Below are 19450 nucleotides of genomic sequence, written 5' to 3'. Positions count from 1 at the left end.
GTTAAAAATGAGCGAATTACTGCCATCTGTCTTAGTAGAAACGAACAGTGAGCCGGATGCGGCTATTATTTGGTTGCACGGTCTTGGTTCAGACGGGCATGATTTTGAATCCTTGGTTCCGGCTATGTCGTTGTCACCAGATCTCAAAGTGCGTTTTGTTTTTCCTCATGCTCCCAAGCGTCCCGTGACGGTAAACGGTGGCATGGTTATGCGTGCGTGGTACGACATTTATGAAATGACGCTAGATCGAAAAGTAGACATGGCAAATATTGATGAGTCTTGTTGCCAAGTGGCGGATTTGATACAGGATCAAATTGATAAAGGGATTCCCCCTAGCCGTATTATAGTTGCTGGGTTTTCACAGGGTGGGGTGATTGCTTACCAAACCGCGTTACGAACTCAGCACACATTAGCGGGCGTCATGGCGCTATCAACTTATCTAGTAAATGGCGATGACGTACCGGATGCGTCGGAGTGTTCTAATGGTAAGACTCCAATTTTGATTCATCATGGTTCACAAGACGCTGTAGTAGCTCCGGTGTTGGCAACACAAGCTCGTGATCGTCTGCTATCAAAAAACTTTGCGGTTTCGTATCAGAGTTATGATATGCCTCATGCTGTTTGCCCTGAGCAAGTAAAGGATATTTCAAACTGGGTAAATGCTAGATTGGCTTAACCCTCCCTATTTTATACAAGGTGTTTTTTATGTCTAAAGAGCATGAAGAGTGGTTGGGGTTTGCGAAAAATCTTGCGATAACGGCAGGGGGGTTAGTCATAGAAGCGAGGCAAAGTTCAGCGTTTGTCCGCGACTATAAAACGGATCATGAATTGGTAACGTCGACGGATTTAGCGGTCGATCAGTACTTATGTTCGAGTATTACTGAGCGTTATCCTTCTCATCGTATCTTGTCAGAAGAATCGTCTCCTAATATGAATCTAGGGGACATTGCCGATGAAACGCCAGTTTGGGTGATTGACCCGATTGACGGTACGGTAAACTTTGCTCATGGTCATCTTCATGTTGCCGTGTCGATTGGCCTTTTTATCGGTCAGCAACGTATTTTAGGTGTAGTGAATGCGCCTTTTTTAGGTGAGTGCTTCTGGGCCGTTAAAGGGGAAGGTGCTTATTGTAACGATAAAAAGCTGTCGGTTTCTGGCGCCAAAGAGCTTAGGAACGCATTGGTAGCAACGGGTTTCCCTTATCAAAAAACAGCGTTGTCTCCCATATTGGAGCGTGTCTCTCGTGTGCTGCATCATTGCCAAGATATCCGCCGCAATGGCTCAGCGGCACTGGATTTATGTTGGGTAGCAGCTGGACGTTTGGATGCCTATTTTGAAAGCGTAAAACCATGGGATATGGCGGCTGGGGCTCTGATTGCAGAAGAAGCAGGAGCAACGGTTGGAGGTTATTTGCCCCAAACTGGTGCTTGGCCTGAGGTAGTGAATGGTGAGGGGCTTTTGGTCTCGACGCCTGCGCTTTATGATGACTTATTGAACGTGTTAGATATTTCAGCACCGTTCTGAGCGTTCTCTGAGTACTGGTAATCGGTATGATGGTATAACTGCAATACAGGCAGATCATTATGGTGACCAGACGGTATATTTTTATTTATTTGGATGAATTATGTCTTTTACTGCATTTTTAATAGCTTTACTTTTATCTGTTGGGATTATGGCGGTTTCTATTTGGTTTATTCGTCACCAACTTAAGTTAAACCGACATCGAGAAGATAGTATTCTGGCGGGAGAAAATCGCTTTATTGAAGAGCGCCAAAAGCGTATTGACAGCATTCGTGTACTGCTAAAAGTGGCGGGCACGGATGAAATAAACTGGATTGAAGCGAGCATTAGAATCAAGAACTTACTTGATCAATTGAGTGAAGATTTATCGGAGCATGAGGACATTTCTGCTTTTTATATCGTTACGGAAAAGACGCTGCATATTCCAACGCATGAGCAATGGAAAGACTTACCTAAAGAAGCAAAGGTGAAATTTAGTAAAGAAATGGACGCGTATGAAAAAGAACATGCTGAGCATCTGGCACGCGCCAAAGTGGCATTAATGGCTTACTCTTTTTAGCGATGCTGATTGAGTTGCTTGTATCTATTGTTTTTCTCTTTCTACTTTTCGCTTGTTTGATGATTTTTTTTATTCGTCATAAGTCAAAAGTCCCTTACTATAGATTAACAAAAGAACAATGTGTCGATCTATTAGTAAGGGCTGTTCAAGGGTGTTTGCCCGAACATGAGTGGCATGCTTTCATTGGCATGAACATTAGAGATAATGAAGCGTTAGATGTTCTGCGAGAGCAATGCTTGTTGCTTGATGAGTTTGGGGTTAGAGGGACGTGCTTAGTGGATGGGCACTCTTGTGTGTCTTTTAATAAAAGTGGGATTCAACGATTGGAAGTACTGCTGGATGAATGGCGGTTTAAAACGGATTATTTGGTCTGATTAAGTTAATAATTGAAGTGGATGGGTTTAGGTATGATGAATGATATGCAGGCGTTTTTTGAGCAAGGCTCTGAGTTAATGCCTTGGTTAGTTGATAGTGTTATGAACTTAATTGTTGGCATTGTTATTTTCTTTGTAGGTAAATATATTGCCTCTAAAGTAGCCAAATGGTGTGAAAATCGACTGCTTAAGTCTTCTGTTGATAAAGCGGTTGCGGGATTTGCATCGAGTATTTTATACGCCTTAATGTTTGCTGGTATTGCCTTAATGGCGCTTGGGCAAATTGGTGTTGAAACGACATCCTTTATTGCGATTTTGGGTGCTGCGGGTTTAGCGGTTGGCCTTGCATTGCAAGGTTCGTTGTCAAACTTTGCCTCTGGTGTTCTTATTATTTTGTTACGCCCATTCCGTTCAGGTGATTTTATTGATGCGGGTGGTCAAATGGGAACCGTAAATCGTATAGAGTTGTTCCATACTTACCTCAAGACACCTGATAATCGTGTGATTATCGTGCCGAACTCCTCAGTGATGAACGGTTCCATCGTGAATTTTTCAAGAGAGTCGACTCGTCGTTTAGACCTTGTTGTTGGTATCAGTTATGACGCTGATATTCGTCTAGCAAAACAAATTATGGAAGACATTGTTAATGCGGATGAACGTATTTTAAAAGACCCTGCCTGTGTCATTGCGGTGTCTGAGTTAGCGGATAGTTCAGTGAATTTCTTCTTACGCCCTTGGGTTGCGTCTGGCGATTACTGGACCGTGCGGGCGGATTTGTTGGAAAAAATCAAATACACATTTGACGAGCGTGGTGTTGGCATCCCATATCCACAAATGGATGTGCATGTTCATAAACAAGAATCTTAATCTTCTTGCTTAAGTAAAATGCCGTTGGGTGTTTAACCCGACGGCATTTTTATTTTTAATAACTCCACCTTTGAGTTTTTTTCATGAGTCGTTATCGCCCACCCTCTCCGCCAAAGTCTGCCTATATCACCAAAGAAGGTGCTCAAACCTTATTGTCTGAATTAAAATTTTTGTGGAAAGAGAAGCGTCCTGCTGTGACTGAAACGGTTCGAGAAGCCGCAGCGCAAGGTGATCGTTCAGAAAACGCAGAATACATATATGGCAAGAAGCAGTTACGCGAAATTGATGGTCGTGTTCGATATTTAGAAAAACGTTTGGATGTCTGTACCGTGGTTGATCGTTTGCCAGCGGATCAGACTCGAATTTTTTTTGGTGCTTGGGTAACCCTAGAGAATGAAGAGGGGGAATTACGCACACATCGAATTGTTGGGCCAGATGAGTTAGATCATGATTTTTCTTATATCAGTATAGATTCTCCAGTGGCCAAGGCATTACTGAAAAAACAACAAGGCGATGAGGTTGTTATTCGCTTAGCCGCAGGGGAGAAAACCTATTTCATTGACGCCATCGAATATCGTCAGGTTTCGGTATGACTTCCGTGGCATTTAGTTCTGTGATAATGCAATAAGAGGCTCTGACAGGGTTAGACGTCAGAGCCAATTTGTTACCCCTTCAAATGCTTCTTCAAGAAGTTTTGGGTGCGTTCTTGGTCTGGATTGCTGAAAAGCTTCTGTGGAGGACATTCTTCAACTACCACTCCGCCGTCCATAAACATAGCCCAGTCCGAAACATCGCGAGCAAACCCCATTTCATGGGTCACAATCAACATGGTCATGTGTTCTTCTGCTAGTCCACGCATTACCAAGTTAACTTCTTCAACGAGTTCTGGATCTAAGGCGGATGTTGCCTCATCAAACAGCATTACTTTAGGCTTCATTGCCAGCGCCCGAGCAATGGCCACTCGTTGCTTCTGACCACCTGATAGCCAGTTAGGGAACACATCTGCTTTTTGAGCAAGGCCAACTCGATCAAGCAGTTCCATGCCCCATTCGCGGGCCATTTTTGGCTCCATACCCTTTAGTTTGCGTGGTGCCAAGGTGACATTGTCAATGGTGGATAGATGGGGGAAGAGATTGAAGTGTTGAAACACCATGCCCATATTTTGACGGATGTGGTTAATGTGTCGTTCAAATGCTAAGCCCTTCATATCAGGTCGATTTACTTGCACTCCGTCAAGAAATATCGAACCCTGGTCAATCACCTCAAGGTGGTTGACTGAACGTAGTAGAGTGCTTTTTCCGGAGCCAGAAGGGCCAATAATGGATATGATTTTTCCGCGATTCACCGTCAAGTCGATGCCTTTTAACACTTCTAGATCGCCAAAACGCTTGTATACATTACGGATTTCTATCATCGGAGTATCGGTTTGATGTTCAGTACTCATTTTGTCTCCTACCCTTTCTCTGTAATCGGTTAAGTTTTAGCGACGATAAGCCGTTTTCCGCTCTAGCCAAGCTTGGCCAAGTTCCATAAAAATATTAACCATGTAATACATCACTGCAATAACGATGAAGAACTCAAATGGTCGGAATGTAACGCTGATGGCATACTGGGAGGCATACACTAATTCAGCGACACCAATAGCAGATAAGACTGAGGTGTCTTTCACCATCAAAATCATATTATTGCCAAGTTGCGGGATCGAACGAATAAAAGCTTGCGGCACAATGATGTAGAAAATAGTACGAGCATGCCCAAAGCCAAGTGATCGTGACGCCTCATACTGACCGTTTGACACTGACTTTATCGTGGCAATGAAAATATCGGCATTATAAGCCATGTAGTGAAAACCGAGTCCAAGAATACCAACGAGGATAGCCGGAATGAGAATCCACTCGCCGAGTCCAAAATACAAAAAATAGAGCTGAAGCAACAGCGGTGTCGTCATGAACAGCCAGATAAAAAAGCGCAAAGGCCAGCTCACCACTTTATTAACATAAATTGAGATGACCGCTACCAATAGCCCTCCTACAATCGACATAAAAGCAACGATGGTAGCCACGAGAAGACCCACACCAAGGCCTTGTAATAAAGTTGGGAAGTAGGTTATTACCGGGGTGAAATCAAATTCCATCTGTGTGACCTCCTATAAAGTTGTGTAGCGCATTGCGCGACGATAGGCTAATTCGATAATACCCATAACGGCGTAAACGATGATGATGTACATCAATCCACTGAGAGTGAAAATCTCTAGGGGTTTATAGGTCGAACCAACCAAACGTTGTGCTTCATAAGTCAATTCAACCACGGATATGATGGAAACCAGAGAGGAGTTTTTTACGACAACAATAGCCAGTACCCCGACAGAACGAATCATCAATGCAGCCGCTTGTGGTAACACAATAGATACCAATGTTTGTACTCTGCCAAACCCTAGTGATCGTGCTGCTTCGGTTTGGCCACTATTCACAGATTCGATGGAGCCGCGAATGGCTTCGCTCATATAGGCGCCAATATTAAACGCGCCGACAAAAACGCCGCAGGTAATAGGGTCAAGTCGTAAGCCAATGCTAGGTCCACCATAAAACACCAGTAACAACTGAACAAAATAGGGTGTTCCGCGAATGACGCTGATATAGCCACGTGCAAACCAGCGAATGGGAGCAAAGCGGAAAGACTGCAAAAATACCAATCCACACGCGACAAAGAACCCAAAGAAGAGTGAACGGGCAGAAATATCGATCGTGATCCAGGCCGCCTTGATCAATAGGGGCGTGATCTCGACCATTAAATTGAAATCCATGGTCTTACCTTTTTATTTTTTCAGTGATGAAACGTACAAATGTTAATCACCAGTGACGCATGGTGTCTTAGTTACCGCGATTAAGCTTCGCGCTATGCGCGCCAACGTTCAAAGTGTTGACCAAAAAAGTGAGACCCAAAGTGTTCGCTGTAATGGGCTCACTTTTTGTTTGTCTTTATTCTATATTGGCACCTTTACCAATCCACTTGTCGACAATGGCTTGGTATGTGCCATCCGCTTTGATTTCTGATAAAGCGCTATTAAGTGCTGCAAGCAGTTCTGGTTTATTTTTTTGAATGGAGATAGCGGCAGGGAAGCGCGGTAATTTACCAACGTCTACCATTTTAATATCGGCATTGTTTTCTCTAATGGCAACCATTACCGGTACATCGTCAGCGATCATAATATCGATGCGTCCAGTGGTTAGGCCATTCATCATGTCAGGTAATCCTTGAAAGGTCTGGTTGCGCCAATTACCGTTAGCATTTTCCACGGCCCACTGGTTCCCCGTTTCACCCAAGGTCGAGCCGACTCGTTTGCCTGAGAAATCATCAAGGCCGTTAACATTGTCAGTATCGCCCGTTACCCAAACCGCTAGACCTGCGCTGTAGTAAGAGTCGGTAAATGTAACCGCTTTTCGGCGCTCTTCAGTGTCACTCATGCTACAAATACAGGCATCAAAACGGCCACCGACCATGGCGGCGATAATCCCATTCCAAGGAGATGACTGTACGTTAACTTCTACGCCCATCTTTTCAGCCAGAGCCTTGGCAATATCAACATCGAAACCGACTAGATTGCCTTTGATGTCAACAAAACTAAATGGAGGGTAAGCACCGGAATTAACCACTTGAAATACGTCGTTACGAATGTCATTTAGATCGCGGGCCTGCACTGGCATAGCCATCATTGATACTGCACTTGCAACCACTGCGGCAGCAGCTAGAGATTGAGATATTTTTTTAGTAAATGCCTTCATATTGCTATTCCCATTCAGTTTATTTTATAAAACGATGCATATTATTATTATGCACCGCAACTTTTTATACTGCTTAAAAACTGGTCTTCTTACGTGAGGATTACTTGTCGATATATTTAATTTCTGCCCATCACCTTCTGAATTTTTGATATTAGTTACAGGTTCTTATTACTTTTTAACCACTGCCTACAAAAGAATACTTTATCCAGTTCACCGAGAGTCAGATTGACTAAATGATCAGCACAATCTGGCTTGCGAGTTGCCTGATCATGGCGCGCTTACGGTGGGATGATCGTGTTCAAAATTGTAGGTGATGGCTTCAGAGTGAGTATCAATGTGCCGACACCTTTTAGTATCCCGGATATAAATGCCATTGGTATAGCTCAAAAATGACATGTCATCACTAATCAAGTAAAAAATAGCATGGTTAAACATTGTGTTTTCCATTATCAAAAACAAGGTGGAGTTTTTCTGATTTAATTCATTATATGAACAACTAAAAAATAATTTCAACGTAATATGTTCTTTATTTACTCATAAAGTGTTTTTTAGATGTTTTTATATTAATGATATTAGCTCAGCTAATACCCTATATTATTTTATATAATTTGACCTTAAATATAGGGGGCAATATATTGACTGGAAAGCGAAAAAATAATATTTAATAAGAAAGTTTATCATTTAGATTTCATATGGTTTTAACTGACTTTTTATAATGAAATCTTGACGCTTAATATTGACGTCATGATGGTTCTTCTAAGAATTAATAGAGCGAGCAATATGAAAATATACAGTCACGAAAATCAAAAGCTTCATAAGCCTAAAGGTTATTATTCTCGAGGGAAAATGCGCCAGCCGCAAGAAATGCCTGAGAGATTGGTTGAGCTCTTAAAGGCACCTGAAGTAATGGGATTAAAAGTCACAGATGCTAAGGAAATAGGTATTGACCCTATTTTAGCAATACATGATTTCGGCTATGTTGATTTTCTAAAACACGGTTACGATGAATGGACAGCGTTGGGTGAGGAGATGGGCGAAGAGGTTCAGACCTCAATTTATGCGTCAACGAATAATGCTGGACTTGGTATCTTGGCAAAAGCAGCTCAATATCAAGCGGATGGTAGTGCCCCAATAGGCAAGTACTCGTGGACATCTATCTACTGGTCTGCTCAAACCGCATTAAATGCGGCGGACGCATTATTGAAGGAAGAAATACCGCAGAATGACATTCAAATATGTTTAACGAGACCGGCAGGCCATCATGCTCGAAAAAGCTCAGCGGGCGGTTTTTGCTACCTAAATAATGCGGCGATTATTGCTCAGCATTTGCGTCAGAAATTTCAAAAGATTGCCATTATTGATACGGATATGCATCACGGTCAGGGCATACAAGAAATTTTTTATGATCGTAAAGATGTACTGTATACCTCTGTACATGGCAGTCCGATTAATTTTTATCCAGTGGTTGCAGGTCACGAGCACGAAAAAGGCCAGGGTGAAGGCTATGGCTATAATATTAACTATCCGATGCCTCATGGTACAGATGAAAAGGGGTTCTTTAGTTATGTGGATAAAGCGCTCGAGAATGTAACATTATTTAATCCAGATGTGGTCGTTCATGTCTTGGGTTTTGATGTCTATAAAGACGATCCACAAGCTAAGTGTTATGTCAGTACACAGGGCTTCATGGCATTAGCAAAGAAAATGAAAGCATTAAATAAGCCCATTATTGTTTTAGTAGAAGGTGGTTACTGTATAGAAAAGCTGAGTGAAAACTTACAGGCATTTTTGTCCGGATTTATATCAGAATAAAAATAATATTTATATGTATTTATTTCATTATGTTTTTTATTCTTTGATTGAACTATTACATAATATTTAACCATTCATTATATTGGCTGTTATTTTTTATTACTGAATTGATTTTTTTCATTCATTATGTTGATGGTTATTATGTCTCGTTTTAGATATATTAGGCCTGTTTATTATGTCTTTATTTATTATAAAGCTATTGTCGGCCGGATATGCATGTCGAAGAATGTGTGATTTTTATACACCCATCGTAAAGGAAATACGCTATGCGCTATGAAGTCATTGTTATTGGTGCTGGTATGGTTGGGACATCGATTGCGTGGCACCTTCAGAAAAATAATTCTAAGGTTCTACTAATTGATAAAAAATTACCAGGATCTGAAACATCCTACGGTAATGCTGGGCTGATCCAACGAGAGGCGATTCATGTTCATCCTTTTCCAAGACAGCCGATTGAGTTGTTGAAAGTATTACCTAATAAAAATACCGATATCCGTTACCGTTGGCCTGCGCTCCTACAGTATCGCCAAGCGTTACTACAGTACTGGCGTTTTTCAGCGCAGACTTCTGTCCAAAAAATAGAGAAAGAGTGGCAGACTCTCATTGAACATTGTACGCGCGAACATCAGGAAATGATCACGGCAGCCAACGTCGAAAATTTGATCAGGCGTGATGGCTGGATTGAAATGCATCGAACGCAGGCCAAATTTCAGGCGGCCGTTGAAGCGGCTAAGAGTGGACGTGAACAGGGGGTTGAACATCAAATTCTCTCGTTGGCAGCATTAAAAAAATTAGAACCTAATGGTAACTTTGAAGGGTTTATTGGTGCCATTCACTGGTTAAACTCGTGGCAAGTTTCGAATCCCGGAGCCTTAGTGAAAGCCTATGCTAAAAGCTTCCAAAATATGCAGGGCTCAATAGGTGAGTATAGCGTTCAAGAAGTTTTGCCCAGCGGTGATGGCTGGCAAGTAATAACCGATGGCGATACCTTTTATAGTGATCATTTAGTGATTGCAGCAGGACCTTGGTCTAACCAACTGATAAAACCTTTAGGCTATGATTTACCTTTATTTCCGATGCGCGGTTATCACCAACATTTTGAAACGACAGATCAAAATACTATTCACCATAGCTTGGTAGATGTTGATAAAGGATTTGTGATGGGGCCTATGCAGCAAGGTGTTCGCATTACCACAGGTGCAGAGATGACGTTGATGGAAGCGGGTAAAGACTTAGGGCAACTGTCTGCTGTGTTGGCTTTTGCTAAAAAAATCTTACCGTTGAACGATCAAGTAGAAAGTGAACCATGGTGTGGGTCTAGACCCTGTATGCCTGATATGAAGCCTGTGATAGGAGCTTCCGGTAAACACGCTAATTTGTGGTTCGCTTTCGGGCATGGTCACCAAGGCTTCACGCTGGGGCCCATTACAGGACGTATCATTGAAGAGTTAATTCACAATAAACCCGTGACGGTAGACGTTAGCCCATTTGGCGCTCAACGTTTTGCTAGCATGTAATAAAAAAATTATGAAATAGGAATAAATACCAATGCAAAAAATTAAGTATAACCAACGTATGAGCCAAATTGTTACTCACAACAAAACGATTTATTTGTCAGGTCAAGTTGGAGCCATTGATGAAGATGTGGCTGCCCAGACATTAACCTGTTTGAGTAAAATAAAAACATTGTTAGAAGAAGTGGGCAGTGATAAATCAAAAATACTATCAGCCACCGTATGGCTGAAAAGTATGACCGACTTTGAGGCGATGAACGCCGTTTGGGATAAGTGGTTTGACGATACAATACCTCCTGCTAGAGCGTGCGGTGAGTCACTTTTAGCGCACCCTGATCTGTTGGTGGAGATCACAGTTATCGCTGCTGAGTAAGGGCTCAAGTGCACAAATCTTCAATCATTGGCGGTGTTGAAAAGCCGATGTTGGCCATAATTTTGAACCTTATGACATGAACGATTTTTTACATTTCAAACGACATCATAAATAAGAGAAAAGCTGCGCAGTATCTAACTATGTTGTACTATCAACTGAAAATATGATGAAAAATTCACCGAAATTATGTGATTTTAGATAGAAAAAAACGTAACTAATTTCGGTGTTTTTCATTTTTCAGATATAAACATATCTAAAATATAAGTGCTGTGATTTTTATGATAGAACAAAAATTAGCAGATAGTTTGAATTGGACGTTGCTTCATGTACTCATTGTTATATATGAAGAGGGTAGTGTTAGTGCTGCAGCTAACCGTTTAAATATTACCCAATCGGCAGTCAGTCAAAGCCTCAAAAAGTTAGAAGAAAAGATTGAAAGCCAACTTGTTATACGTAATACCAAGCCTTTAAAACTTACACCAATTGGGCATTACTGTTTGCAAGTCGCTCAAACGATTTTCACAGAAATCACCTCCATTGAGGCGATGAAAGGAAGTAACTCACACCTTTTAGAAGGTGAGATTAAGCTTTTAGTAGCCAGCCGAATTCACAACCCAAAATACAATGATTTCCTCGTCTATTTTAAAAAAAAATACCCAAATATAACGTTGGACCTGATTGTAAAATCAAGCAAAGATATTTTAAATGATATCAAACAAAAAAATCCTGCCATTGGTATTTGCTTAGGTAGACACACACCTGAAATACTGAATCAAAAATTATTATTTGAACAACGATTTTATTTATATTGTGGCTATCATCACCCTTTGTTTTCAGCATCCAATTTGAGTTTAAATGACCTATTGCAAGAAGATTTCATTGCGTTGGTTAGTGAAGAGATTGGTGATGTTCTCTCTCCGATTACATTATTCAAAGAAGCTAACGGCTTAACTGGCCGCGTTAGTGCTTATACCAATAACTTAGATGAAGCGGTTCGTCTGATTTATACTGGATACGGTATTGGTGCTTTACCTGACCAATTTATTGCCGCGACTTACCTAGAATCCAAGCTTAGGCGTTTACCACCCAAAGAAGGAGTTGCGGACATACCTGTTCATATTTTTTGGCATAAGCACAGAATGTTGTCACTCATAGAAGCGAAGTTTATCGAAGAAATTGTAGAGTTCGATATCGCAGTAAACGACCCGTCTATAAACGAATGATTCGCTATGGTATGGCCCAATGGCAACATCCCGCATGGGTGAATTGGCTTTATCCCAGTGCACTCTCTTCTTCCGAAAGAATCGGCCGTTATTCAACGTTTTTTTCCACCGTTGAAGTCGGTAGTACGTTTTATACGAAAGTCGAACAGACTCAGTTATTACGTTGGTTTGATGCGGTTGTGGATGATTTTCAATTTTGTTTTAAAGCCCCTCAAACCGTAACACATCGTTTTTCTGATAGACCTTGGAACGACATTCAGCAGGATTGGTTGGCGTTTATCGAATCCCTGCAGCCATTGCAACGTAAGCTTGGCCCGACAATGTTGCAGTTCCCCGCCACGTGTGATGAGCGCGCTCTTGATAAAGTGTTGGCATTGTGTGACATGTGGACATTAGCGACGCCTTTGTCGGTTGAAGTGCGCCATTTAGTGTATTTTGATAAAACACACACAGAGCGATATTTATTAACCGGTCTGTCTGAGTGTGGTGTGAACAGAGTCGTGATGGATTCGAGGCCTGTATTTTCGACAGAAGCGTACTGCGAGAGTTTAGTCGATGCGCAAAGTAAAAAACCAAGAGTGCCTTGTCATCCTGTTGCGACGGCTCGGCATCCAGTGATTCGTTTTATTGGCCATCCGGATTTACCGCGAAATGATGTTTGGTTAGAGCAATGGGCGGCCAAGTTGTCTCAGTGGTTGCTAGAAGGCCTGTCTCCGTTCGTTTTTGTACATTCATCTGATAACATCGCCGCGCCCACTCTCGCGTCTCAGCTGGATCAAAAAATTCAGCTTTTGAACCCAAATTATCAGCCTGTATTGCAGCTTCCACAGAGTCAGGAACAGACGAGTCTGTGGTGATTAAGGCTTTTTAAATGTTAGTTTGGTTATGGGGTTAAGCGAGTCACTTCCGTTAGTAATCGGCTCAGTTGCTGCATCTTTTCTTCTCCTAATTTACCAATCAAACTGGCGTAAGCTTGGTCTATTTTAGGACTGACTTCTTTAAAAATTGCCGTGGCTTTATCGCTAAGTGACAACAAGGTGATACGTTGATCATGCTCTGAGCGATTTCGAATAATGAGTCCGTCGGACTCGAAGCGACTGATAATCCTCGTTAAACTGGGGCTTAAAATACAGCAGCGTTCTGCAAGCTGTTTAGCATCTAACTGACCGTTATCGTTCAGTACTCGGATAACTCGCCATTGTTGCTCTGTAAAGCCTGTTTCCTGAAGAATGGGTCGGAAGAATTGCATCGCTGATTCGCGCGATCTCAATAGTTGTAGCGTCAGAGAGTCTTCTAGTTTTTTCATAGGGTTTTTAATAACAACTTGGTTATGGCGTTGGGCGTGCGGATTGATTTTAAAGATAAAAACAAAACTACTTAATATGTTAACTACCCAATATAGCAAAATGCTTGCCAGCTTGCATAGATTAAACATTAAGTTATTTGGCGCTTCCAAGTCGTTTCGTTATTTTCAATTGGCTGAGTGGCATTTCGACCAATGCCTTAGGTGTACCCAAACAGCGAGGCCCATGCAGGTGAGCATCAGAAAAAATACGAGTTTGGGTGTTGAGTTAACAATGAGAGGGATGCATTGAGCGAAAATCACACCATAGAAAAGTTGCTAACCATCTATTAAGCCAGTGGCCATGCTGGAGAAGAGTGTCATTCGTAGATTAAAAAAGCAAAAAATCCCGATTAAGGGATCTTTGCTTTTTGGCGGTACTTGGTAAAGAAAGCCAATAACCTAATGTACAGATTAGTTAAGTTGTTTTAACACGCTTTGCATTAGCTGTTTGAATTGGCTGTAGTCTTCGTCGCTAAACGCACCAAAAATATCGTCTTGTTGTTTGTTAGCGATGTCCCACAACCGCGCTGCCATGTCTTGGCCTTTTGTCGTTAATGCTAATGATTGAGTGATTAGACCTGTTTGCGTTAAGCGCTCTATCCCCGACGCCACATCAGTAGCGGGTATAGTGACTAATTCTTTTAATTCATCAAGACTGACTTCTTGAGTGTCACTCAACACCAACAGTAAGCGAGCTTCACTGGTGTTTAAACCAATCGATGCTTGTTTTGGTAAGTAGTTTTCCTGAATTTTTTGCAAAACCTTATTCATTAAATAGAACGCATTGTTATTCAGTCTTTTTAACGTGTCGGCTGGTACGACTGTGTGATCGGATGACGCAGACCCAGTGAAGGGAATCGCACCTGCGTAGCTGCCTTGAACATACAGTAATGGGTTACGGCCAACATGTTCAAAAGCCACCACTTTACCAATCATTATCCAATGGTCACCACCGTCGATCACTTGATGCTTTTCACACTGAAAGTTTGCCGTGGTGTTTTTAAGAATAGGGCTGTTGCCAGCGCCAAGGTCATATTCTATACCAGCAAATTTATCATCACTGGGCTTGGCGAAGTTATTGGATAAATCGATTTGGTCAGCGGCTAGAATATTGACGGCAAAATGTTCCGATTTTTCAAAGATGTCATAGCTGCTAGAGGTTTTCACCAAACTCCACAAAACCAAGGGTGGGTCTAGCGAAACGGAATTAAAGCTGTTTGCCGTGACGCCGACTTTATTACCCTCTGCGTCCTGAGCGGTCACTACGGTCACACCAGTAGCGAAGTTACCGAGTGCTCGTCTAAAATCTTTTGCATCGAAGTTCATAATCTTCTCTCTTATTCTTATTTAGTCTGATGGTCTCGCTCGCGATGTCACGAGCGCAGTCGTCGTAACCTAAAGAAGGCTTGGGTCTGGTTCTAATCCCATCAATTCCCGACCAAATATTTGTGCACACACATCGTAATCCGTGTAAGCGTGAGCGCCGGTGACATGGCTATCGCGGAACAACCGCTGAGCTTCTTTATCAAGATACCAATGACTTGCCCCCATGCTGCTGAACAAACGATCAACGGCTTCAATGCACATTTTGACGACGTAAGCTTGATTAGTACGCCACTCGGCTAATTTGGCTTGATCTGGGTAACGCTGAGCTTCGGCGTATTCAGCGTGGTCTTCCCAGGTTTTTTCTAGAAAAGCACGTGCCGCCATGACTTGATGAGACGATTCGGCAATACGTAACAAAGCGGGCGTAGCGGTACCCACCTTAGCGCCAGTATAAGCCCGAATTCGGCCTTGAGTTGCTTCTTTAAAGACGGCCAACATGCGCTCTGCAATGCCCAAACTAATAGCCGAAAAGCCGGATGCAAAATAAGGGCGGTAAGGCGCGTAAAAGATCTTACTGTCAGGGTATAAGCCAAAGCCACCCGACTTACCTTCCATCATATCTTTGGCTTTTTGAATTCTGTGCTCTGGAACAAATTTGTCGCGAATCACGAGCGTTTTTGTACCACTGCCTTTCATCGCTGCGGCTTGCCAATCGTCATCAATGGTGTAATCCGTCGCAGGAATCAAGGCGAAACAATGGTCTTTTTTACCTTCTGCGTTATCTCGCAAGAAGCCACAAAGCGCCCATTGGGCATGATCACAACCGCTGCTCCAACGCATATCACCAGTGAACATCACGCCACCGTCGGCTTCTTGATATTTGCCAAAAGGCGCAATACTGCTGCTGGCTAATGCGTCTGGGTCGTCTTTCCATATGTCATCTTGTGCTTGCTTAGGGAACAGACCAATTTGGTGATTGTGCGTGCATAACAAGCTAAATGCCCACGCGGTACTGGCGCAAGCCCCCGCCAGAGCAACAATACAGTCACCAAACTCAGGCAGAGATACTTCGTAGCCACCGTAGGCTTTAGGTAAAAATGCTTTATGAAGGCCGACTTGCTTGAGTAAATCGATACTTTCTTGTGGTGCTTGGCGAAGCTCTTCGGCCAAAGGCGCATTCTCTGCTATTTTAGGTAAGACAGTTTGTAGTTGGGTAAGTAGTGGATTGGCTCTTTGCATGGTATTTACCTTAATTATTTTTGTATGGCACTTGAGTAAAAATCGATGTTTAAAGTATTCGCGTTATGACGACAGAAGAGAATGCAGATTTGAGATAATTGCTGGTACTTTTCTAGAATATTAGAGGATTGGAAGAGGGCTTGAGATTAAGTTGGCGACAGCATTGATGCGCGTTATGTCATTGCAGTGTGTAGAGAGTACGAAAAATAAGCTCATTTTAAGGTTCATAATTTTTTATAATACCAGTTGTATTTGTTTTAATTTATTATGATTAGGCTTATAAAATACTTATAATTCAGTTGTTTATAGTTACATTAAGAGAATCTTCAATTGTATGAATTCACATGCATACTATTGGACTGTTATGCATTACAAATTCTAATAGTGGAGTAAACTAAAATTATTAAAAATTTAATATCAGATCGCATCGAACTAATATCATCCTCATCAACCCATATTCGTATAGAGCTTGAAACACCACAGCTACTTTCTGAAAAATTAAATGCAGATGTTTCAAGTGATTGGCCTCCTGGTGAATACGACCGAGATGCCATGGTGTTTTTTCTTTCCTGTTTCGAGAATGGTGGTGAAGCCGCTAAGGGTTGGTATGGCTGGTATGCAATAAATATTGATCCCGTTTCAAGGAAAAGGGTTCTTGTTGGTTCTGGTGGCTATTTTGGTCCCCCAGATAGCAATGGCGTAGTAGAAATTGGCTATTCTGTGCTGCCTGAGTGGCAGCGACAGGGTTATGCGACAGAAATAGTGAAGGCGCTTGTTTTACATGCATCTTCCTTTGACCAAACAAACAGTATTGTTGCTCATACCGCTCCGGACAATGAAGCGTCTAAAAAAGTGTTGATTTCTAATGGTTTTAGGGAAGTTGGCGTTGATGACGGCAATCTACGCTTCGAGCATACTCGTTAGTTATACTTCTTTAGCTCTAAAGTAAAATTTTCACAGATAACACGACGCCCAAGCACACAAAGTACCGTTGCCTGAGCGTCGACCCTGACCTATTGAATCTCAAGTCGATGTCAAATAGTGTGGTTTTTATTTAATAAACAGGCTGAGAATAGAGTATTCCAACAGTCTCCTTATAAGCTTAGGGGTGAAAATGTACATAGGTGAAGTAGCGAAAATAACAGGGCTTTCAATCAAAGCTATTCGTCTATATGAGGAAAAGGGCTTGATCATGCCACCACCAAGAAAAGGAAAATATCGAGTCTATAATGAGTCACATCTCGATATTCTAAACTTGATTAAAGAGGCAAAACTACTAGGCGTCACGTTATCGCAGCTAAAAAGTGCAATTGTCTATAAAAATGGCGATGTTGACTGGTCGGGCGTTGGAAAATTTCTATTAGAGCTTAAGCAGCAGTTATTACTAAAGGTAGATGATTTAAATATTAAAGTGAAAAGAGTCGAAACGTGTTTGTTAACGATAGATTTTTGTCCATTACATGTTGACTCTCCCCCTAAGGGCAGAGATTAGAATGGTTGTCAGACTCACAACATAGGAGATGAGTAAGATGACAAAGAAAATAGTCGCTCTAGGTGGAAACCCCAAACCCAATAGTTATTGCCAGCATTTAGGTGACCTCTATGACATTAAAGCAAGTGAGCATTTTGATGTTAGACGCTTTAATTTATCAAATATGGAATTCAATCCAAGTCTTGATTGTGGCTACGATGCTAGGCAAGAGTTAGAGCCTTGTTTAGTGGGTTTTCAAGAAGCAATATTATGGGCTGACCACATCGTGATTATCACGCCCATTTGGTGGGGTGGTCTACCAGCAAAACTAAAAGGTTTATTTGATAGAACGTTTTTACCTAGTTTTTCATTCAAATACGAAGGCAATAATCCTTTACCATTGCCATTACTGAAAGGAAAAACGTCTAGGATCATTGTTACGATGGATGCACCATCAGACTATGCAGAAGAACAGGCCGCTCCCGCTCTCGCACAACTGGATCTTTATACTCTACAGTTTTGCGGTTTTGAAAAAGCAGAAACGAATCTTTTTGGTTCTATTATCGGGTCGAACGCTGAAGACAAATTGCATTGGGAAAAGACGGTTCAGGAAATGGCCAGTAAAGGCCAATAACGTAATTGGTGTAGGCTGAGGCAGTAAAATTCCTTCTAAAAGAACATGTATATGTTCTTTTTTTATTGCTTCTTACGCGTACATTTCCCCTACCAACGTAAATACATCCCAGTTGTTTTTGCACAGCAGAATATCCTTCTAGAACACTATTCCTTAGTTTCAGATAAGAAGTGCGACTTTCATTATGGCCTTTGGGATATAAGGTGAAATAAATAACTCAGCCCTCCGCAAATCCCCATCATCACGAGTAATGAGCTCGCGGAACCATCAAATATCAAGCTGGTGACGGCGCTGACAATGCCACCCACAATAAACTGAGTTGAAACAAGCAGTCCTGCCATCGTGCCTGCTCTTGATGGCTTTAAGTCAAACAAACACGCCAAACTATTAGCGCCGATAGCGCCCGTTACACTGATGTATAACATGGTTACGGCTATAAAGAGTGACACATTTTTTGGGAAAAAGAGGGCGACGATAAAAATCATTAAGGTCGCACTTAACGACGTAGCGGATGTCACTCGTAATGCTTTATAGACAGTAAATCGGCTCACCAAAACTTTGTTGATATAAGGTCGCGGCAATCACCATGGCAATATTAGAGGAAAATACGATGGCATAAGTGGTTTCAGAAAAACCGAAAAAGTCAATGTAGACGAAGGCCGATGCCGCGATAAAGGCAAACATACCACCAAAAGAAAAACCGTTGGCAAGTAAATAAAAAGTGACTTTTTTATTGCTTAGACACTCGCCATAAACAGCCAAATAACTACGAATGCTTGTCTTGGTGGTGATGTTGATTGTCGATTCTTGGATGATGAAAAAAATCCCGATTAAGCCCAGAAAAGAAAGCGCCGAGAGAAAATAGAAAATCCAACGCCAATCCAGCCAAGTAACAATATAGGCGCCTAAAATGGGCGACATTAGCATCACGCCCATGGAGATAATGTGCATATTGGAAAGAATCCCCGCGGCTTTATCGAGCGGAAATAAATCTCGGACTAAGGCACGTCCTAATACCCCTGCAGCGGCAGCGCCCAGTGCTTGCAAAAAGCGTAATAGAATTAAGGATTCGCCATTATTAACCAAGGCGCAACCAATGCTGCTGCTGACGTAGGAAGTCGTGCCGATGAGCAGTAACTTTTTGCGACCCATCAAATCGGACATGGGGCCAAAGAACAGCATGCCTATCGCCATGCCAAACAAGAATGTTGTAATCGTGTATTGAATAGTCACTTGAGAGCTGCCCAGATCATTGGCAATAGTGGGCAGACTGGGCAAGTACATGTCGATGGACAGTGGTCCAAAAGACACCAAATAGCCGAGCAGAGGGATCATCCATTTAGAGGGTGGCTGGGTATGGGCGTTCGTCATAACGAGTCTCTGATAATCTATTTGGCAAAGTGCAAAGCC

The 19450-nt window shown here is 42.1% G+C and carries 23 protein-coding genes; 14 read left to right on the top strand and 9 right to left on the bottom strand.

Annotation, left to right across the window (positions count from 1 at the left end; genetic code table 11):
- Window positions 1–7 precede the first annotated feature (7 nt).
- From M3I01_RS14615 to greB, 6 genes are all read left to right on the top strand, one after another.
- Window positions 8–676 carry an alpha/beta hydrolase gene (locus M3I01_RS14615; RefSeq protein WP_255896621.1) on the top strand — a complete coding sequence of 223 codons (669 nt, stop codon included), beginning with the start codon at window positions 8–10 and terminating at the stop codon, window positions 674–676.
- A 29-nt stretch (window positions 677–705) separates the two neighbouring features.
- Window positions 706–1524, top strand: coding sequence for an inositol monophosphatase family protein (locus M3I01_RS14610; protein WP_255896620.1), 819 nt, complete (start codon window positions 706–708; stop codon window positions 1522–1524).
- 100 nt (window positions 1525–1624) lie between these two features.
- The gene (locus M3I01_RS14605; RefSeq protein WP_255896619.1) at window positions 1625–2080 is read left to right on the top strand and encodes a DUF2489 domain-containing protein; all 456 of its coding nucleotides are present in this window, start codon (window positions 1625–1627) and stop codon (window positions 2078–2080) included.
- 59 nt (window positions 2081–2139) lie between these two features.
- The gene (locus tag M3I01_RS14600) at window positions 2140–2454 is read left to right on the top strand and encodes a hypothetical protein (protein ID WP_255896618.1); all 315 of its coding nucleotides are present in this window, start codon (window positions 2140–2142) and stop codon (window positions 2452–2454) included.
- A gap of 36 nt (window positions 2455–2490) precedes the next feature.
- Window positions 2491–3321, top strand: a complete 831-nt coding sequence (locus M3I01_RS14595) for a mechanosensitive ion channel family protein (RefSeq protein WP_112141747.1) — start codon at window positions 2491–2493, stop codon at window positions 3319–3321.
- A gap of 83 nt (window positions 3322–3404) precedes the next feature.
- The gene (gene greB, locus M3I01_RS14590; protein ID WP_112140999.1) at window positions 3405–3914 is read left to right on the top strand and encodes a transcription elongation factor GreB; all 510 of its coding nucleotides are present in this window, start codon (window positions 3405–3407) and stop codon (window positions 3912–3914) included.
- 71 nt (window positions 3915–3985) lie between these two features.
- Here greB and M3I01_RS14585 read toward each other — a convergent pair whose 3' ends face one another.
- The 4 genes from M3I01_RS14585 to M3I01_RS14570 form a co-directional block, all read right to left on the bottom strand.
- Entirely contained in the window at window positions 3986–4765 is a 780-nt protein-coding gene (locus M3I01_RS14585) for an amino acid ABC transporter ATP-binding protein (RefSeq protein WP_449405575.1), read from the bottom strand.
- A 36-nt stretch (window positions 4766–4801) separates the two neighbouring features.
- A complete protein-coding gene (locus M3I01_RS14580) occupies window positions 4802–5455 on the bottom strand; it encodes an amino acid ABC transporter permease (RefSeq protein WP_275565157.1) in 654 nt (217 codons plus the stop codon).
- Between the two features lie 12 nt (window positions 5456–5467).
- Window positions 5468–6124: an amino acid ABC transporter permease gene (locus tag M3I01_RS14575; protein ID WP_255896616.1), complete on the bottom strand. Its 657-nt coding sequence runs from the start codon at window positions 6122–6124 to the stop codon at window positions 5468–5470.
- 175 nt (window positions 6125–6299) lie between these two features.
- The gene (locus M3I01_RS14570) at window positions 6300–7103 is read right to left on the bottom strand and encodes a transporter substrate-binding domain-containing protein (protein ID WP_255896615.1); all 804 of its coding nucleotides are present in this window, start codon (window positions 7101–7103) and stop codon (window positions 6300–6302) included.
- A gap of 780 nt (window positions 7104–7883) precedes the next feature.
- Here M3I01_RS14570 and M3I01_RS14565 point away from each other — a divergent pair.
- The 5 genes from M3I01_RS14565 (at window position 7884) to M3I01_RS14545 (ending at window position 12882) form a co-directional block, all read left to right on the top strand.
- Window positions 7884–8915 carry a histone deacetylase family protein gene (locus M3I01_RS14565; protein WP_255896614.1) on the top strand — a complete coding sequence of 344 codons (1032 nt, stop codon included), beginning with the start codon at window positions 7884–7886 and terminating at the stop codon, window positions 8913–8915.
- 266 nt (window positions 8916–9181) lie between these two features.
- Window positions 9182–10432: an NAD(P)/FAD-dependent oxidoreductase gene (locus M3I01_RS14560; RefSeq protein WP_255896613.1), complete on the top strand. Its 1251-nt coding sequence runs from the start codon at window positions 9182–9184 to the stop codon at window positions 10430–10432.
- A gap of 31 nt (window positions 10433–10463) precedes the next feature.
- Window positions 10464–10802 carry a RidA family protein gene (locus tag M3I01_RS14555; RefSeq protein ID WP_255896612.1) on the top strand — a complete coding sequence of 113 codons (339 nt, stop codon included), beginning with the start codon at window positions 10464–10466 and terminating at the stop codon, window positions 10800–10802.
- Between the two features lie 278 nt (window positions 10803–11080).
- Window positions 11081–12025, top strand: coding sequence for a LysR family transcriptional regulator (locus M3I01_RS14550; protein WP_255896610.1), 945 nt, complete (start codon window positions 11081–11083; stop codon window positions 12023–12025).
- 11 nt (window positions 12026–12036) lie between these two features.
- Window positions 12037–12882, top strand: a complete 846-nt coding sequence (locus tag M3I01_RS14545; protein WP_255896608.1) for a DUF72 domain-containing protein — start codon at window positions 12037–12039, stop codon at window positions 12880–12882.
- Between the two features lie 26 nt (window positions 12883–12908).
- Here M3I01_RS14545 and hpaR read toward each other — a convergent pair whose 3' ends face one another.
- The 3 genes from hpaR to M3I01_RS14530 form a co-directional block, all read right to left on the bottom strand.
- Entirely contained in the window at window positions 12909–13430 is a 522-nt protein-coding gene (gene hpaR / locus M3I01_RS14540) for a homoprotocatechuate degradation operon regulator HpaR (RefSeq protein ID WP_255896606.1), read from the bottom strand.
- A 351-nt stretch (window positions 13431–13781) separates the two neighbouring features.
- Window positions 13782–14696 carry a p-hydroxyphenylacetate 3-hydroxylase reductase component gene (locus M3I01_RS14535; RefSeq protein ID WP_255896604.1) on the bottom strand — a complete coding sequence of 305 codons (915 nt, stop codon included), beginning with the start codon at window positions 14694–14696 and terminating at the stop codon, window positions 13782–13784.
- A gap of 69 nt (window positions 14697–14765) precedes the next feature.
- Window positions 14766–15935, bottom strand: a complete 1170-nt coding sequence (locus tag M3I01_RS14530) for a p-hydroxyphenylacetate 3-hydroxylase oxygenase component (protein WP_255896603.1) — start codon at window positions 15933–15935, stop codon at window positions 14766–14768.
- 399 nt (window positions 15936–16334) lie between these two features.
- Here M3I01_RS14530 and M3I01_RS14525 point away from each other — a divergent pair, with 399 nt between their 5' ends.
- From M3I01_RS14525 to M3I01_RS14515, 3 genes are all read left to right on the top strand, one after another.
- Window positions 16335–16859: a GNAT family N-acetyltransferase gene (locus M3I01_RS14525; RefSeq protein ID WP_317133931.1), complete on the top strand. Its 525-nt coding sequence runs from the start codon at window positions 16335–16337 to the stop codon at window positions 16857–16859.
- 190 nt (window positions 16860–17049) lie between these two features.
- Entirely contained in the window at window positions 17050–17427 is a 378-nt protein-coding gene (locus M3I01_RS14520) for a MerR family transcriptional regulator (RefSeq protein ID WP_112140970.1), read from the top strand.
- Window positions 17428–17464: 37 nt separating this feature from the next.
- Window positions 17465–18040, top strand: a complete 576-nt coding sequence (locus M3I01_RS14515; RefSeq protein ID WP_255896600.1) for an NAD(P)H-dependent oxidoreductase — start codon at window positions 17465–17467, stop codon at window positions 18038–18040.
- Window positions 18041–18222: 182 nt separating this feature from the next.
- Here M3I01_RS14515 and M3I01_RS14510 read toward each other — a convergent pair whose 3' ends face one another.
- Window positions 18223–18558, bottom strand: a complete 336-nt coding sequence (locus tag M3I01_RS14510; protein WP_255896599.1) for a hypothetical protein — start codon at window positions 18556–18558, stop codon at window positions 18223–18225.
- Window positions 18559–18568: 10 nt separating this feature from the next.
- Window positions 18569–19411, bottom strand: a complete 843-nt coding sequence (locus M3I01_RS14505) for a Bcr/CflA family efflux MFS transporter (protein ID WP_255896597.1) — start codon at window positions 19409–19411, stop codon at window positions 18569–18571.
- Window positions 19412–19450: the final 39 nt, after the last annotated feature.

Origin of the sequence: Marinomonas maritima (assembly GCF_024435075.2) — a bacterium.
GTDB classification, from domain to species: domain Bacteria; phylum Pseudomonadota; class Gammaproteobacteria; order Pseudomonadales; family Marinomonadaceae; genus Marinomonas; species Marinomonas maritima.
The sequence above is the reverse complement of the archived record's forward strand: the minus strand, read 5'-3'. Positions and strand labels throughout refer to the sequence as shown.